The organism is Neomicrococcus lactis (assembly GCF_014200305.1).
Taxonomy (GTDB): Bacteria; Actinomycetota; Actinomycetes; order Actinomycetales; family Micrococcaceae; genus Neomicrococcus; species Neomicrococcus lactis.
The window spans coordinates 274954-291237 of the sequence record NZ_JACHBL010000001.1; the positions used below are offsets into that span (position 1 = coordinate 274954).

Below are 16284 nucleotides of genomic sequence, written 5' to 3' on the forward strand. Positions count from 1 at the left end.
GATAAGCCCCGTTTGCAGATGGCTGGACGAACGAATTTCAAGTAGATCTGGAGAGCACTCAAATGAGCACTGCTGAAGTTAACGAACGAGGAGTCATGTCTCCTAAGCCGTACGACGCGATCCTGTTGGCATCCTTTGGCGGCCCCGAGGGCCAGGACGACGTCATCCCGTTTTTGCGTAACGTGACCAGAGGCCGCGGCATCCCGGACGAGCGTCTTGAGGAAGTCGCCACGCACTACCGTGCCAACGGAGGCGTGAGCCCCATCAACGCGCAGAACCGTGCTCTCAAGGCAGCGCTCGAAGCAGAGCTTGCTGTCCAGAGCATCGACATTCCCGTGTACTGGGGCAACCGCAACTGGGATCCGTTCATCCAGTCAACTCTTGAAGAGATGTATGAAAAGGGACATCGCCGTGTCCTCATGCTCTCCACGAGCGCTTACTCCGGCTACTCCAGCTGCCGCCAGTACCGTGAGGACGCTGGCGTTGCCCTTCGTGCTTCCGGCCTTGAAGGCAAGCTCGAAGTGGACAAAGTTCGCCAGTACTTCAACACACCCGGCTTCATCGAGCCTTCTGTCGACGGTCTGAAGGCTGCGATCGCCGATGTCCGTCAGCAACTTGCCGAAACCGGTAACCCAGATGGCCGCATCACCGTAGTCTTCGCGACGCACTCGATTCCTACCTCTGACGCCGAAGCCGCTGGACCCAAGGACAAGTCTTACCTTGACGGTGTCTTCCCAGTCAGCGAGTGGAAGGCAACAGACCTCTACAGCGCTCAGCACTTGGCTGTCGCTGAAGAAATCATGTCTCGCGTTCCGGAAGCCGCAGGCCTCGAGCACACGCTCGTGTTCCAGTCCCGCTCCGGCGCGCCACATGTTCCATGGCTTGAGCCGGACATCAACGATGCCTTCGAGGAATACAAGAAGGACGGCGTGGCAGGAGTGATCGTCATGCCGATCGGCTTTGTTTCGGATCACATGGAAGTGGTCTGGGACTTGGACACTGAGGCCAAGGACACGGCTGCTGAGCTGGGACTCGCATTCCACCGCGCACCGACCGCTGGCACCCACCCGGCCTTCGTCTCCGGACTTGTAGAACTGATCAAGGAACGCCTCGGTACCTCCACCGAACGCGTTGCCGCCACCACGTGTGGCGCTTGGTTCGACGTCTGCCGTCCAGAGTGCTGCGTCAAGGTCATGCGCGACGGCACCACGAAGCCAACCATCGCTGCCGTGGACGCCGAAGTGAAGGCGCCTGCGCTGTGACCACATCTTCAACCGACCCCGGCATGCCACGTACCCAGTTCAGGGTAGGCACGCGAGGTTCCGCGCTCGCAGTCACGCAGTCCACGGCCACGGCCGAGCTCATCTCGGGCGCAAGTAGTCTGGGCTTTGAGCTGGTGCAAGTCAAGACCGAAGGTGACATCGTCATCGGTCCGCTGGCCCAGCTGGGCGGCACCGGCGTCTTCGCGGCGGCTCTCCGTGTGTCCTTGCTCGAGGGCAAGTGCGACCTCGCCGTCCACTCCCTCAAGGACTTGCCCACGGCACAGCCCGAGGGCTTGGTCATCGCGACGGTTCCGGCTCGCGCCGACGTGCGCGACGCCTTGTGCGCTCGCGACGGACTCACGCTCGATAACCTCCCCACCAACGCCAAGGTCGGCACGGGTTCGCCTCGTCGCGCGGCGCAGTTGTTGGTGGCTCGGCCAGATCTGCAGATCGTGGATATTCGCGGCAACGTTCCGACGCGCCTCGCTCGCGTCTTCGGTGAGGACCAGAGCCTAGTCGACGTCGGTGTCGGCGGAGAGCTCCGCTCCGACCTGGACGCTGTGGTGTTGGCAACCGCTGGCCTAGAACGCTTGGGACTCGAACGCTTCATCACCGAGCGCCTCGATCCATCGATCGTCTTGCCTGCACCGGGTCAGGGGGCCCTCGCGATCGAGTGCTGCCCCGAGACGGCCATGAGCGGAGACACGCTCAGCGGCGCGCTCTCGACCGTCGAAGACCAAGCCGCCCGCTGGGAAGTCACCGCCGAACGTGCCCTCTTGGGTTACCTCGAGGCAGGTTGCGCAGCCCCCATCGGTGCACTCGGCCGATTCAGCCTCGGTTCGGAGGAAAGCTCAGTCTCCGTGGCCGGCGTCCTCACACTTGAAGCTGTTGCCTGCGCGCCGGACGGGTCCAAGATGATGCGCCGTCGTACTCAGAAAACCGTCACCTCGCTCGCCGACGCACGGGCGCTCGGCGTGGCACTCGCGGAAGAGTTGCTGGCCAACGGGGCCGCGGAACTCGCCGGACTGAAGAAGTAGGCCGGCTCAGGACATGCGCGTTGCGGTATTGCGAAGTGTGGACCGAGCGGGTGCCTTCGTGACGGAAATTCGGAACGCGGGCCACACGCCCGTGGTCTGCCCACTGATTGATTTCGAATTTCCGGCCAGCACGACGGCGATCGACGGCTCACTTTCGCGATGGCTTGCGGGAGAGTTTGATGCGGCGATCTTCACGTCCATCACCACGGTCCGCGCGCTCAAGCAACGAGCCTTTGCTCTTGATGGCCTCGATTCGTCGGGGGAGAGCAGCTTGTGGAAGCGGCCAGCGGGGCAGCTCGTGGCTGTGGGTGATCCCACGCGTCGGGCGCTTGAGGCCGAAGGTTTTACGGTGGACCGGATGCCCGCCGAAGAGCAATCAGCGCAAGGAATTCTGGCGCTCTTGGCGCAAGAACCGTTGCGCTCTGCAGATGGATCCGCGGCTCGCGTGTTCTTGCCGCACGCCAACTTGGCCGATCCGGCTCTCGAGCGTGGACTGCAAGAACTTGGCTATGAGGTGGAAGCAGTTGACGCCTATCTGACCGTGGACGCGCCAGCAGATCATGCCCGCCGCGTCACAGCGCCACTGAAGGTAGCGAGTGCCGGGGCGGGCGGCGTCGTACTGGAGGAAAGTACTCAGCTGGAACCGCAAGAATTAGCGCAACTGGCACGCGAGGGAGGCCTCGATGCGGTGTTGCTGACGTCGCCGTCCATCGCGCGAAAGTTCGCGGAGCTGGTGGGGGAGATTCCTGCTTCGATGCAACTCGTGGCGATCGGTAAGAGTACCGGTGCCGAAATTGAGCGGCTAGGCCTACGGCTGGCTGGCATTGCGGAACGGCCGGACGCCGCGTCCATGATGGCCGCGCTGACCAAAGATTTGAAGACCAAGAATTCGTGAACTGAAAGGGATCATCATGAATTTTCCTGCGGTACGCCCGCGTCGCTTGCGTGCGACCCCGGCCATGCGCCGACTCGTGGCCGAAGTGAAGATGCAGCCACAAGAGCTGATTCTGCCTGCGTTCATTCGCGAAGGCATTACCGAGCCGAACCCGATCACCTCCATGCCGGGCGTCGTCCAGCACACTGAGGACACGCTGCGCCGTGCGGCCGTGGAAGCTGTCGAGAATGGACTCGGCGGCATCATGCTGTTCGGTATTCCCACCGAGCGTGACGCTCGCGGAACCGCGGGCATCGATCCAAACGGCATTTTGAACCGTGGCATAAAGGCTGTGCGTGAAGAGGTCGGCGATGACCTGGTCATCATGTCTGACGTTTGCCTCGACGAGTTCACCGATCACGGACACTGCGGCGTACTGGCCGCTGACGGTTCCGTGGATAACGACGCCACCCTGGAAATCTATGGCGAAATGGCCGTCGTGCAGGCCCAGGCCGGCGCTCACGTGCTGGGCCCGTCCGGAATGATGGACGGCCAGATCGCCGTCATGCGTCAGGCCTTGGACGAGGCAGGACTGCAGAACACCACGATTCTTGCCTACGCCGCGAAGTACGCGTCCGCGTTCTACGGACCGTTCCGCGAGGCCGTGGATTCGCAGCTCCAGGGCGACCGCCGCACCTACCAGATGGATCCGTCCAACCGCCGGGAAGCCATCCGCGAAGTCGAGCTGGACCTTGCTGAAGGAGCGGACATGGTGATGGTGAAGCCGGCCATGAGCTACTTGGACATCCTCTCCGATGTGGCCGAGATGTCTCCGGTTCCTGTCTCCGCTTACCAAATCTCTGGCGAATACGCGATGATCGAGGCTGCCTCGGCGAACGGCTGGATTGATCGCCGTGCCTCCATCATGGAATCCGTGCTCAGCATCCGCCGGGCTGGAGCCGATACTGTTTTGACATACTGGGCGAACGAAGTCGCTCAATGGCTACGTGAAGGACGATAAATGACGAAGTCTTCTGAATACTTCGAGACCGCGCTCCACCTCATGCCAGGCGGCGTGAATTCGCCCGTCCGCGCTTTCGGCTCCGTGGGCGGTGTGCCGCCGTTCATGTACTCCGCACGCGGCCCGTACCTCACGGACGTTGACGGCAAAGAGTACGTAGATCTCGTGTGCTCGTGGGGTCCTGCGCTGTTGGGCCACTCGCATCCTGAGGTCATCGCTGCGGTTCAGGAAGCTGTGTCTCGCGGCCTGTCCTTCGGCGCCTCGACGCCGGATGAGTCTCGTTTGGCCGAGCACATCATGAAGCGCGTTCCCGGCGTGGAGCGCGTGCGCATGGTGTCTACCGGCACCGAGGCCACCATGACGGCCGTGCGCTTGGCACGTGGCTACACGGGCCGCGATCTCATCATCAAGTTCGCTGGCTGCTACCACGGTCACTTGGACGCGTTGTTGGCTCAGGCCGGTTCCGGCGTTGCGACGTTGGCCTTGCCGGGATCTGCCGGTGTCACGGCAGCGACGGCCGCTGAGACCTTGGTGCTCCCATACAACGACCTCGAGGCTGTCCGCGCGGCATTCGCCGAGCACGGTGACCGCATCGCCGCCGTTATTACCGAGGCCGCTCCGGCCAACATGGGCGTGGTGACTCCGGGCGATGGCTTCAACGCTGGTCTGGCTCGCATCACGTCTGAAAATGGCGCCCTGCTCATCGTCGACGAAGTCTTGACGGGCTTCCGTACTGGTCCTTCCGGTTACTGGGGCCTCACGGGTGCAGCCGAGGGCTGGACGCCTGACCTCTTCACTTTCGGCAAGGTTATTGGTGGCGGCATGCCTGCCGCTGCCGTGGGTGGCCGCGCCGAGGTCATGGACAAGCTCGCACCGGTGGGCCCGGTTTACCAGGCTGGCACGTTGTCCGGTAACCCTGTGGCGATGGCTGCTGGCGTTGCCACCATGACCCTCGCCGATGACCGCGTGTACCAGACGGTGGACGCTCGCTCCTTGCAGCTCTCCACCGCTTTGTCCGAGGCCCTGAACGCCGCTGGTGTGGATCACTCCATCCAGCACGCCGGCAACTTGTTCTCGGTAGCGTTCGGTACCTCCGAGAGCGGAGTGCACAACTACGCCGACGCGTTGGCCCAAGAGGGCTTCCGCTACGCGCCGTTCTTCCACTCCATGCTGGATTCGGGCGTCTACTTGCCACCAAGCGTGTTCGAGGCATGGTTCTTGTCTTCCGCGCACGACGACGCCGCGATGGATCGCATTATCAGCGCACTTCCCGCAGCTGCAGAAGCAGCTGCTCGTGCCACTCCGGCTGCGTAACGTCTGAGGGTTGTGCCTTCCTACAACCCTCAGAAGTACGAGAAGGGCCCCGAGCGATGCGCTCGGGGCCCTTCTCTATGTGGTGCGTTATGCACCGATTAGGAAGCTGGAATAACGTCGCCGGATGGCCACGTGTCTTCGATGTACTTCTTGACCTCGTCAGAGTGCAAGAGCTCGTCGAGCTTCTTTACACCTTCAGACTGTTCACCGGTGCGCCAAGCCAGGAAGTTGGCGTATGGGTTGTTCTCGGTGGACTCAACGATCAGCGCGTCCTTCGTGGACATGCCGGCCTGAAGGATGTAGTTGCCGTTGATGATGGCAAGGTCGATCTTTGGATCCTTAGCGACCTGAACCAAGATTTCTGGCTGGTTCTCTTCGAACTTGAGCTTCTTAGGGTTCTGAGCGTCCGTCAAGGTCAGGGCTGCGGAGTCATCTGCGATGTCCTTGAGCAAGCCAGCAGCTTCGAGCATCTTCAATGCGCGTGGCTGGTTACCTGGGTCATTGGTGATGCCGATGGTTGCGCCATCAGGAATCTCTTCGACCGTCTTGTACTTCTCGGAGAAGCCTGCGTAAGGCTCGATGTGAACGCCGGTGCCGTGCTCAAACTTGTAGCCCTTGGTCTTCACCTGATCGTTGAAGAACGGCTCGTGCATGAAGTAGTTGGCGTCAACGCTGCCTTCGCTCAAGGCGATGTTTGGCGTCTGGTAGTCATCAAATTCCTTGATGTCCAAGTCGATGCCAGCTTCCTTAGCAAGGTTCTGGTCTACGAATTCGAGGATCTTGGCGTGTGGAACTGGGTTTGCTCCAACCTTGACTACCGTGACTCCGCCAGAGCTTGCCGAACCGGCTGCCGTGGAGGAGTTTGAAGGGGTGCCGGAAGCGCCGCAAGCGGTCAAAGAGACAGCTGCCGCGATCGAGGCGAGGGACAAAATGAGCTTGTTGCGCATTGAGCTTCCTTTGTGATGAGAGATAAATAAATTAGTGATGTGTGTGATGCGAGAAAAGTGTTTAGCGGTGATCCACGGCGCGAGCGATGCGGTCGCCGATGATCTGAATCAGCTGTACCAAGACCACCATGATTACGATTGTCACGATCATGACGGTGGTGTCGAAGCGCTGGTAACCGTAGTTGTAGGCGAGACGGCCGAGACCGCCACCACCGATGAGGCCAGCCATCGCTGAGTAACCAACAAGCATGACCAGCGTGGTGGTGATGCCGGAGATGATTCCGGGTAAGGACTCGGGAAGCAGAACCTTCTTGATGATCTGCATTCGAGTTGAACCCATGACCTGTGCGGCGTCGATCTTTCCTGCGTTGACTTCGCGCAGAGCGACCTCAACCAAACGGGAGAAGAACGGAACCGTTGCAATCGTCAAGGACACCGTGGCCGCAATAGGACCAATGGCCGTTCCCACCAATAGCTGGGTGAACGGAATCAAGGCCACCATGAGGATTGCGTAGGGGATCGATCGCGTGATGTTCACGATGATGTTGGACAGAATCGCGTGAAGCCACGGTACGGGAGCAAGCCCGCCGGGACGAGACGTGAAGAGCAGGATGCCAAGAGGCAGACCAATAAGGATCGTCAAAACACCCGAGATGGAAATCATCTGCAAGGTTTCGCCGAGTGCAGGTAAGAGAGCCCGCGAAATTCCAGGATTAGCAAAGAATGCGTTCAACCAGTCCACGTTAGGCCCCCTTCACGGTTGCTTTGATGCCACGATCTGACAGGAATTGCACTACGGCATCGACATCCGCGGACGGATCAAGCTGCAGTCGCAAGTGAGCGAAGCGCGAGCTTCCTAGCTCCTCGATGGAGCCTGCCAGCACGTTGACGTCAATATCGAACGTGCGGGTGATGGCCGAGATGACCGGCGTGTAGGCCTGATCACCCGAGTACAAGAGTTCAACGATGGGTCCATCGGCGATGCTGGTTGCGGCACCCGGCAACGGAAGCACAGCCTCAGAGAGACGGCCGGACGCTGCAACGACCTCAGAGAGGTTGCCGCTTTCCACGATCTTGCCGCCTTCGAGCAAGGAGACGGAATCGCAAATGCGCTTCACAACGTGCATCTCGTGGGTAATGATCAGCACCGTGATGTTCAAGCGATCGCGCAAGGAACGGATCAGGTCAAGAATTTCTTCGGTGGTGCGGGGGTCCAACGCGGATGTTGGTTCGTCGCACAGCAGCACATCGGGGTCTGCGGCCAAGGCGCGGGCGATGCCCACGCGCTGACGCTGACCACCGGAAAGCTGAGAAGGGTAGGCCTTCGCGAAGTCCGCAAGTCCGGTCAAGCGCAAGAGGTCTTGGACCTTCTTTTCTCGAACGTCCTTCGGGGTTCCCGTCAGCTCAAGAGGGAACGCAACGTTCTCTTCCGTGGTGCGGGAGTCCATGAGGTTGGCGTGCTGGAACACCATGCCGATACGACGGCGAGCGGTCAGCAAGTCCTTATCACTCACGTTGGTGAGGTCTTTGCCGTTGATCGCAACAGTGCCAGACGTTGGCCTGTCTAGAAGCGTCAAGCATCGCACCAGCGTGGACTTGCCAGCGCCGGAGTGGCCGATGATGCCGTGAATGTTGCCCTGAGGAACGTCCAAAGAGACGCCGTCGAGCGCAACAACATCACGGCTACCTTGGCGGTAGACCTTGCGGAGATCGGTAATGGAGATCAAGTAAGCCTCTCGAAAAACTGCTGATCCGGAGAATGTCAGTAGAAACTACGGACGTTCCATTACAGCACCTTCGAACAAAACTTAACCAATCGATCGAAATTGCCCCACAAAGTTCGCAACATCCCTATCAATAGGCTTTTTATCAAATATTGATGAGGAGTCGGCTGGCGATTGTCGAACAATCGCGAGTTCAAGGTCTCCGCGAAGTCAAGCTCTTCTTACCCAGTGTTACGGCAATCACGCTGGAATGTTTAACTTTCTTGTTTGACCGGCCAATCGCCTTCGACGACAGCCGAGGGATCGCGGCGTCGCAAGTAGTCCTGGAAGCTAGCGGCTTGGGTAGCCGCCCACTCGATCTGGTTGGAGTGCAACAAGAGTGGATCGATCTGCAACTGAGACGCGTACTTCTCCGCGAGGCGGTCGGCAACAGCGATGGTCGCGGCGGCATCCGCCACGGAGGTATGGGCGTTGATGAGCGGCACTTGGTAGAACTCACACATGGCTACGAGCGTGCGCTTACCGCGACGGTACTTATCCACTTGCTTATCAATGATGTAGGGATCGATGACCGGACGTGGATCGATCTGATCGATGCCATAGCGCTTGGCTTCTTCGCGGAGCACAGTGAAGTCGTAAGCGGCGTTGAAGACCATCACTGGCATGGTCTGGAAAAGCGCGTCCAAGAACACGGAGATCTCTGCGACGGCCGTCGCTGGATCCATGCCATCGCGCTCGGCCACCTCGGTGGTGATGCCGTGAATATCGCTGGCTTCCTCCGGAATGCGAACGCCAGGATTGACCAGCCATTCGCGGTGCTGCAAGATCTCAGCCTTCGCGTTCACTACCAGAATCGAGGCCGTGACAATGCGAGCGGTGCGTGGGTCCCGCCCGGTAGTTTCGAGGTCAAATGCTGCACGGGGAAGTTCATGCCAGTTAGTCATGCCTACAAGCTATCGAAGCATGCTCAAATTTCCGAAAGCATCGGGCATTTTGTGGATAACGCAACAGCCGATTAAAGCGATCCGCAACGGAGGCACTGAGTGGAGCGGCGGCGTCGTACTCTCTAAGAATGCAAGAAAACTACCGTGACGCGGTGTACGCGCTGGTGCGGCTCATTCCGCCCGGAACCGTGCTCGCATACGGCGATATCGCGGAAATTCTGAGCGAATGGCCAAATTACCGCGGTGGTCCACGGCAAGTCGCCAAAATCATGGCAACGAGCGACGGACAGCTGCCGTGGTGGCGCGTGGTGCGCGCGAACGGCACTCTTCCGCCGGATCTTGCAGAACAAGCGCTGCCGCATTGGGAAGCAGAGCAAACGCCTGTGCGTGACGAAGGAGTCCGCATGAAAGTGGCTCGCTGGGCGCCTGATGATGCGGACTTTGAAAACATCGAACGCACCTTGATGTCCTAAGTGTCGGGAGGTGCTGATTGAATGATGATCAGGTTTAGTGGTCTACGTCGGGGGAGTGAAGCATGAGTCAATCTGCGCACCGTTTGGTGCTGGGAGCGCCCGGATCCGGGAAGACGACGACGCTGCTTCAGTTAGCAGGGGAGCGCTTCAGCGAGGGGATGGATCCGTCGCGACTGCTGATTTTGACGCCGTCTCGCGTTTCCGCCGGCGCGTTGCGTGACGCTTTGAGCGCGAGCGGCGGCGCTCGCTTTGCGGAGACCCCTGTGCGTTCGTGGCAGTCCTACTCCTTCGACGTAATCCGACGCGAGCGAAACTTCTTTGACGAGAACCGCTTTGGATCCCGCGAGCGATTGCTGACCGGCGCCGAGCAGGACCGGCTGATCGGGCAAATCTTGGAAGGCCACGCGCGCGGATTGGGCCGTGACCCGAAGTGGTCAGAGGACCTGGCCGTTGCCGTGCAGACGCGAGGGTTCCGCTCGGAACTGCGCGAAGTCTTTGACCGACTCTCCGAACGCGGGCTCTCGCCCGAGGCCCTCGTCAAGATGGGCAAAGCAGCCGGCCGGCCTGACTGGGTTTCGACATCATCCGTGTATCAGGAGTACCTGGAGCTACTGGGCCTTTCCAATGAGAATGCCTATGACCCCGCTGAGCTGATTTCTGCCGCGGCATACATATTGCTGGCGCGGCCCGAGTTCTTGGCCGAGGAACAGAACCGTTTGGAGTTCATCTTGGTGGATGATGCTCAAGAAATGACGCCTTCGCAGTGGCAACTGCTGGCAGCTTTGGCGGGCAGTGATTCGGGACCGCGCGTGGTGATGTTCGCTAGCCCGGAGTCTGCCGTCCAGGGATTCCGTGGTGCTCGCCCGGATATGTTGTCTCGGTTTGAGACGATCTTTAGTGGTACTTCTCGTGGTGCGGTGACCGAGGAACTTTCTGGCTCGTACCGTCTTCCGCAGTTTATTGCCGAGGCGTGGGAGCGGATGTCTCAGTCCATTCCCGTGGCGGTCGGCGGTAAGGGCCGTGTGGCTGTGCGGGACGGGCAAGAGCCTGGGATCGCCAAGGTCGCGCTCGTGGACACGCCGCTGCACGAAGAGCGACTGGTGGCGAACCGGTTGTTGGAAGCCTTCGTGGATGAAGGGCTCTCGTGGGACCGCATGGTGGTGATCGCTCGCCACGGCCAGCGTTTGCGCTCGCTCTCTCGGCATTTGAGTATCCAAGGAATCCCCGTGGCCGTCCCGCCATCTGAGGTTCCACTGAAAGAAGCACCTGCTGTGCGGCCGCTTCTGGATCTGATGCTGCTGGCGCCTACCGCGTTGCTTTCCATGGATGACACTGAGATGGACGTGGTGCGTCGTCAAGGTCTTGAAGACCGCGTGGCTCTGATCAGCTCTCTGCTGTCCTCCCGCTACGGCGAGGCAACCGTCATGGACGTGCGGCGTATTCGCCGCGGACTGCTGACCCGTGAGCGTAGTGCCAACGGATTGCGCGGTTCTACTGAACTTTTGGCGGACTACTTCGAGGAGCAAGTCTTCGGAGACTCCGGTGACGAAGAGCTGTGGAAACTCGCGGGCCGTAGCTCGCGTGGCATCCTTCGCGTACTCAGTATGGCGCGCTCGGGACAAGCAGAAGCCGCCAAGCCGGGTGCCACTCCGCAGACGGTGCTGTGGGCCATTTGGGAAGCAGCTCGAGTAGCCGACGAATGGCAAGATCGGGTTCTCGCCGGCGAAGGTAATGGTGTCTCCGCTGAAGATATTGACCGGGCGAACGCTGACCTCGACGCCGTCATGTCCTTGATGCAAGCGGCCGAACGCTTCAGTTCGCAGAACCCGGGCGCGAGCGCCCGCCAGTTTGCTGAGTTCTTGCTAGAGCAGGAGGTCCCCATGGACACCTTGGCGCGGCCTTCGCACGTTGCTACGGGCGTTGAAATTTTGACCCCAGCCAATGCTGCTGGTCGCGAGTGGGATCTTGTCATTGTGGTGGGGCTGCAAGAGGGAATGTGGCCGAATACGCGTTTGCGCGGTGCCCTTCTTGGAGCGGACGCTATTGCCGACATTGCCGATTACGGCATCGAGGTCTTGCAGCAACGAAACTACGCGACGCTCCTCAACGCCGTCCGGGCTGACGAGCTGCGGCTATTCTCCGTGGCCTGCTCACGCGCACGCAAAGAATTGCTGTGCATCGGTGTGAGCAGCGAGGAAGCGGCGCCTTCCAGCTTTTTGGAATACGTGGATCCGTGGACAGACCCCGAGACAGCCCGGCCCATCACTGCGGTCAGGCGCGCAAAGACGTTGCCAGCGCTTGTTGGGTATCTGCGTCGCACGGCCGAAGAATCCTTGGCGAATGGGGGCGGAGATGATCCCTACGTTCGCGACCTTGCTTTGTTGCTTGCTCTGCTGTCCGTGGCTTCGCCGGCTGTGCGCGGTGCTCACCCAGACGAATGGTGGGGACTCTTGCCGCTGTCCACGGAGGAGAACGTGACTCCTATGGATCATCCGGTCACCGTCTCTCCATCCCGCGTAGAAGCGGCGCTCAAGAGCCCGTTTGCATGGTTCGTCTCGGCTTCCGGCGGCGACGAAGTGCGTGAGTTTGAAGCTGCAGCGATCGGAACCTTGGTGCACAAGATCGCCGAGGCCAACCCCACGGCGCCTCGCGACGTGTTGCTCGAGGAGCTGGACAAGCAGTGGCCAAGTCTGGGCCTCGACGACTCGTGGATTTCTCATGGCCTACGCGTTCGTGCCGAAGGCATGGTTGATCTCTTGGCACAGTACTTCTCCATCACCATTCGAGAAGGCCGGACTGTGACGAAGCAGGAACTGGGGTTCAACGTGGCCCTAGAAAGTGAAAACCACCCGAGGTCGGCTCATATTGTTGGGTCGATTGACCGAGTGGAAGTGGACCAAGACGGCAAGCCACTCATCGTGGACATCAAAACTGGAAAGCAGGCGTTGTCCGCAGAAGAGGCCTCTCAGAACCCGCAAATGGCGACCTACCAGGCAGCCATCGTGGCCGGTGCGGTTCCGGAAGTCGGGTTGGAAACTGCGGGGGCGCAATTGGTTTATGTGGGTGTGGCCAACAAGAAACCCACTATGCGCAAACAAGATGGCTTGCGGCCCGATGACACGTGGGCCAACGAACTTGTGCTGACCGCAGCGGACATCATGGGCGCCGCCCACTTTGAATCGAGGCATGGAGACGGCGAATTTGGAAAGTGTCCAGTGGGGCTCATGTGTCCGCTCTGCGCTAGTGGAAGGCAAGTGACGCAACCGTGGATGAGGCAATGAACGCAAAGTACTCACCGCGTGATCTAGCAGCGGTGCTGAACCAGTTCCGTGGCAAGGACATGTTCCCGACGGCGGATCAAGAGCGCATTATTGAAGCGCCGCTCACCCCGCTCTTGGTTGTCGCTGGCGCGGGATCGGGTAAGACAGCCACGATGGCCGACCGCGTGGTGTGGCTTGTAGCCAACGGCTTTGCCAAGCCGGAAGAAGTCTTGGGCGTCACGTTCACCCGAAAAGCTGCGGGGGAGTTGACCGCACGAATCAACGCGCAGCTCGAGATGCTGCGCCGTGGCGGGATCGGAGATGAGACCGAGGCCGTTGTTCCTCCAACCATCTCTACCTACCACTCCTATGCCAACGAACTGGTGAAGGATTACGGGCTGCGCCTTGGCGTCGAGCCAGATGCGCGACTGCTCGGCGAAGCAGAGGCCTGGCAGATCGCACACCGTATTGTGCGCAACTACTCGGGGGATCCCACGTCGCTCAACGGAGTGGCAGCCAGCACCATCACGAAAGCAGTTCTCACCTTTTCCGGTGAAATGGCTGAACACCGCATTTCTCTGGAACAGGCCTCGGGCTACTTGCGCGAACTCCGCGAAAAGTTGGAAGAGTTGCCTACTGGGCGACGCGGCGGGGCACAGACGCTCGACGACAAGAAGCTCCTGACGATGTTGCGGCATCGCGAGCTCGTCACGTCGTTCGTAGGTGAGTATCAGCGTTACAAGCACGAGCACGAACTGCTGGACTACGGCGACCTCATTGCTATCGCAGCTGAAATTGCCGAAAAGGTCCCGGTGGCCCGTGCCACGGAACGCGAACGTTTCAAAGTGGTGTTGTTGGACGAATTCCAAGACACCTCGCACGCTCAAATGGTGCTGTTCTCCAAGATCTTCGGCGACGGCCATCCCGTCACGGCTGTGGGTGACCCCAACCAGTCCATTTATGGTTTCCGCGGTGCATCAGCGGGTCAGCTCAACGAGTTCCCTCATCAATTCCCCATCGTGGAAGCAGATGGAAACCGGCGCCTCGCGGATGTTGCGTACCTGACCACGGCCTGGCGTAACTCGAAAATCGTTTTGGGCAGCGCCAACAAGGTGGCTGCACCGTTGCTCATCGCTTCCGAGCAGAATGAGCGTGGTGTGCCATTGAAGCGTCTCACCGAGAGCCCTATGGCAACCAACGGTCGCGTGCACTTGGCGTTTGTAGAGTCTGAAGCAAAAGAAGCCGCGCTGATCGCAGAAGCTCTGGACTCGGAAATTCGCCCAGGGCTGGACGGCAAAGAACCTCTCAAATCCGCCGCCGTGCTGAGCCGTACACGAGCTGGTTTCACTGCAATCGCGCAAGCGTTGGAAGAGCGCGGGCTGCCGTATGAGATCACCGGACTCGGTGGACTTTTGGACGCGCCTGAAGTTGGTGTCATTGTGAGCACGTTGCACGTGATTTCCAATCCACACCGACCAGATCACCTATGGCGACTGCTCGCGGGAGCACGCTGGCGGCTTGGGGCTGCGGACCTTATGGCGCTTTCAGAGTGGTCCAAAGAGCTAGAACGACGACGCACCCCGGCTCGCAAGCAAAGCGCTGATCCAGATGAACCGCCGTTCGCCACAGAACTCTTGGAGTCCGCAACCCTTATCGAAGCGATCGAGGAGCTTCCTCCCGTTGACTGGGCGGCATACCGAAGCGGCCGACAGCTGAGCGAAGCCGCTCGGGAACGTCTGACCCGGCTCTCGACCGAGCTAAAGGCTCTCCGGCAGCACGCGCATGATGATTTGGGAGACCTCGTTCGGCTCATCGAACGCACCACTCAGCTGGACATCGAACTCGATGCTCGGCCGTGGGTTGACCATCATTCGGGACGCAAACAACTCGACGTCTTTTTCGATGTGGTCGACGACTTCGTGCGGTCTGCAGAACGGCCACGTCTTCAGGAGTTCCTCGACTGGCTGGATGCTGCCGCGGACCACGAAGACGGTCTCGAGCTTGCACCGGACGAACCCAAGCCGGGCACTATTCAAATCCTGACCGTTCACGCCTCCAAGGGTCTGGAATGGGACATCGTCGCAGTGCCATCCATGACGGAGAAGAAATTCCCGTCCATGTCGAAGTCCTCCCGCTGGACCTCGGGTTCGTCGGCGTTGCCGTGGGAGCTTCGCGGCGATCGTCATTCACTTCCGCAGTGGCGCACCGATGGCGAGACACTCAAAGAAGTAGTGGACGCCGAAAAGGAATATGCCGACGACGAGAAGCACCACAGGGAGAACGAAGAGCGTCGCCTGGCGTACGTCGCGCTCACGCGAGCGAAGGACTTCTTGCTCTGCACCACGGCGGCCTACTACGGCTCAGCGGTCAAACCTCAAGCTCCTTCTCCATTCATCTTGGACGTTAAGGAATTGTCTGAATCTTCGGAGGTCGATGGGCAGACGTCTTCGATCTCGGTGCTCACCTGGCTGAGCGAAGAAGAGATTCCAGAAGAGAATCCTGAAAAGGGCCGTGACTTCTCTGCCGTTTGGCCGTTTGATCCGCTCTCCGGTCCAACGGTGACGATGCGCAAAGCTGACAGCAGCGCGCCACTGGTGACTCCACCGCCAGCGTCTCGTCGTCCAGCACTCGAAGCGCTTGCGGAAGAGGTCCAGCAAGGTGTCGGACAGTGGAACAATTTGCGTGAGCAAAGTGGTGAGCTGCAGGAAGGCACCGAACCTGCAAGTCTCATCCAGACGAAACAAGGTCGAGAGCTACTGGATGAAGTCTTGTCCGTCTTGACGCGGCGCATGGAGCTCTCTGGATCCCGCGCAGTGCATGCCGTGGGCGATCCGAAGCACTTGAGCCCATCGATGATGGTGGAAGCTGCTAATGACCCTGCGGGAGCACGAAAGCAGTACTTGCGCCCAGTTCCTACTCGACCCTCCAAGGAAGCGCACTTGGGCAACCTCTTCCACGAATGGGTGGAACGGTTCTACAAGACTCCGGTCTTGCTGGACATCGAAGACGTCATGCCAGCGACTGACGAGGACGTCCTGCAACAGCTCGAAGTGCTCAAGGACAAGTTCCGAGACTCTGAATGGTCCTCACTTCAGGCTGAAGAAGTCGAGGTCCCGTTCGACCAGCTCGTGGCGGGCGTCCCCGTACGTGGGCGCATCGACGCTGTCTTCAAGCACGGCGATGCCTACGAAATCGTCGACTGGAAGACGGGTCACGTTCCATCAGGGCAGGACCGCGAAAACAAGAAGGTCCAGCTCTCGATGTACCGGCTGGCGTTTGCCCGAGCACGAGGCGTGGATCCGGAACGAGTCTCAGCAGCGTTCTACTACGTGAACCACGGAAAGACGCTTCGCTTCGACACCTTCCACAGCGAGGAAGAGCTCGAAGCGCTGATTGAGACTTACCGTCTGGCAGGAACGAACTAGAAC

The 16284-nt window shown here is 60.0% G+C and carries 12 protein-coding genes; 8 read left to right on the forward strand and 4 right to left on the reverse strand.

The genetic code is table 11. From position 1 onward, the window contains the following. Positions 1-62 precede the first annotated feature (62 nt). From BKA12_RS01430 to hemL, 5 genes are read left to right on the forward strand one after another with little or no spacing between them, the layout of a single operon-like run. The gene (locus tag BKA12_RS01430) at positions 63-1262 is read left to right on the forward strand and encodes a ferrochelatase (RefSeq protein WP_183640136.1); all 1200 of its coding nucleotides are present in this window, start codon (positions 63-65) and stop codon (positions 1260-1262) included. A gap of 23 nt (positions 1263-1285) precedes the next feature. Next, complete coding sequence (gene hemC / locus BKA12_RS01435) at positions 1286-2299, forward strand: hydroxymethylbilane synthase (RefSeq protein WP_183644371.1); 1014 nt, start codon at positions 1286-1288, stop codon at positions 2297-2299. 58 nt (positions 2300-2357) lie between these two features. After that, positions 2358-3194 (forward strand): uroporphyrinogen-III synthase, encoded by an 837-nt coding sequence (locus tag BKA12_RS01440; RefSeq protein WP_183640138.1) that lies wholly within the window; start codon positions 2358-2360, stop codon positions 3192-3194. A 16-nt stretch (positions 3195-3210) separates the two neighbouring features. Then, the gene (gene hemB, locus BKA12_RS01445) at positions 3211-4194 is read left to right on the forward strand and encodes a porphobilinogen synthase (RefSeq protein WP_183640139.1); all 984 of its coding nucleotides are present in this window, start codon (positions 3211-3213) and stop codon (positions 4192-4194) included. Continuing rightward, complete coding sequence (gene hemL / locus BKA12_RS01450; protein WP_183640141.1) at positions 4195-5508, forward strand: glutamate-1-semialdehyde 2,1-aminomutase; 1314 nt, start codon at positions 4195-4197, stop codon at positions 5506-5508. It begins immediately after the preceding gene. A gap of 98 nt (positions 5509-5606) precedes the next feature. On the opposite strand, the gene BKA12_RS01455 is transcribed toward hemL, so the two are convergent. The 4 genes from BKA12_RS01455 to BKA12_RS01470 all read right to left on the reverse strand — a co-directional run bounded on the left by BKA12_RS01455 (position 5607) and on the right by BKA12_RS01470 (position 9123). Beyond that, positions 5607-6455, reverse strand: coding sequence for a MetQ/NlpA family ABC transporter substrate-binding protein (locus BKA12_RS01455; protein WP_183640143.1), 849 nt, complete (start codon positions 6453-6455; stop codon positions 5607-5609). Between the two features lie 61 nt (positions 6456-6516). Beyond that, positions 6517-7197: a methionine ABC transporter permease gene (locus BKA12_RS01460; protein WP_183640144.1), complete on the reverse strand. Its 681-nt coding sequence runs from the start codon at positions 7195-7197 to the stop codon at positions 6517-6519. 1 nt (position 7198) lies between these two features. Continuing rightward, on the reverse strand, positions 7199-8182 hold the full coding sequence (locus tag BKA12_RS01465; protein WP_183640146.1) for a methionine ABC transporter ATP-binding protein: 984 nt from the start codon (positions 8180-8182) through the stop codon (positions 7199-7201). A 251-nt stretch (positions 8183-8433) separates the two neighbouring features. Further along, a complete protein-coding gene (locus BKA12_RS01470) occupies positions 8434-9123 on the reverse strand; it encodes a 3'-5' exonuclease (protein ID WP_183640148.1) in 690 nt (229 codons plus the stop codon). A gap of 128 nt (positions 9124-9251) precedes the next feature. On the opposite strand from BKA12_RS01470, the gene BKA12_RS01475 reads away from it, so the two are divergent. The 3 genes from BKA12_RS01475 to BKA12_RS01485 all read left to right on the forward strand — a co-directional run bounded on the left by BKA12_RS01475 (position 9252) and on the right by BKA12_RS01485 (position 16281). Further along, positions 9252-9596, forward strand: a complete 345-nt coding sequence (locus BKA12_RS01475) for an MGMT family protein (RefSeq protein WP_183640149.1) — start codon at positions 9252-9254, stop codon at positions 9594-9596. A 62-nt stretch (positions 9597-9658) separates the two neighbouring features. Further along, positions 9659-12877, forward strand: coding sequence for an ATP-dependent helicase (locus BKA12_RS01480; protein ID WP_183640151.1), 3219 nt, complete (start codon positions 9659-9661; stop codon positions 12875-12877). After that, a complete protein-coding gene (locus BKA12_RS01485) occupies positions 12874-16281 on the forward strand; it encodes an ATP-dependent helicase (protein WP_183640152.1) in 3408 nt (1135 codons plus the stop codon). The genes BKA12_RS01480 and BKA12_RS01485 overlap by 4 nt, the downstream gene beginning before the upstream one ends. Positions 16282-16284 lie beyond the last annotated feature (3 nt).

Excerpts from the sequence above, each read along its gene's own strand:
- BKA12_RS01430 (WP_183640136.1), top strand. The coding sequence starts at position 63 with ATGAGCACTGCTGAAGTTAACGAACGAGGAGTCATGTCTCCTAAGCCG.
- hemC (WP_183644371.1), top strand. The coding sequence starts at position 1,286 with ATGCCACGTACCCAGTTCAGGGTAGGCACGCGAGGTTCCGCGCTCGCA.
- hemB (WP_183640139.1), top strand. The coding sequence starts at position 3,211 with ATGAATTTTCCTGCGGTACGCCCGCGTCGCTTGCGTGCGACCCCGGCC.
- hemL (WP_183640141.1), top strand. The coding sequence starts at position 4,195 with ATGACGAAGTCTTCTGAATACTTCGAGACCGCGCTCCACCTCATGCCA.
- BKA12_RS01455 (WP_183640143.1), bottom strand. The coding sequence starts at position 6,455 with ATGCGCAACAAGCTCATTTTGTCCCTCGCCTCGATCGCGGCAGCTGTC.
- BKA12_RS01470 (WP_183640148.1), bottom strand. The coding sequence starts at position 9,123 with ATGACTAACTGGCATGAACTTCCCCGTGCAGCATTTGACCTCGAAACT.
- BKA12_RS01475 (WP_183640149.1), top strand. The coding sequence starts at position 9,252 with ATGCAAGAAAACTACCGTGACGCGGTGTACGCGCTGGTGCGGCTCATT.
- BKA12_RS01480 (WP_183640151.1), top strand. The coding sequence starts at position 9,659 with ATGAGTCAATCTGCGCACCGTTTGGTGCTGGGAGCGCCCGGATCCGGG.
- BKA12_RS01485 (WP_183640152.1), top strand. The coding sequence starts at position 12,874 with ATGAACGCAAAGTACTCACCGCGTGATCTAGCAGCGGTGCTGAACCAG.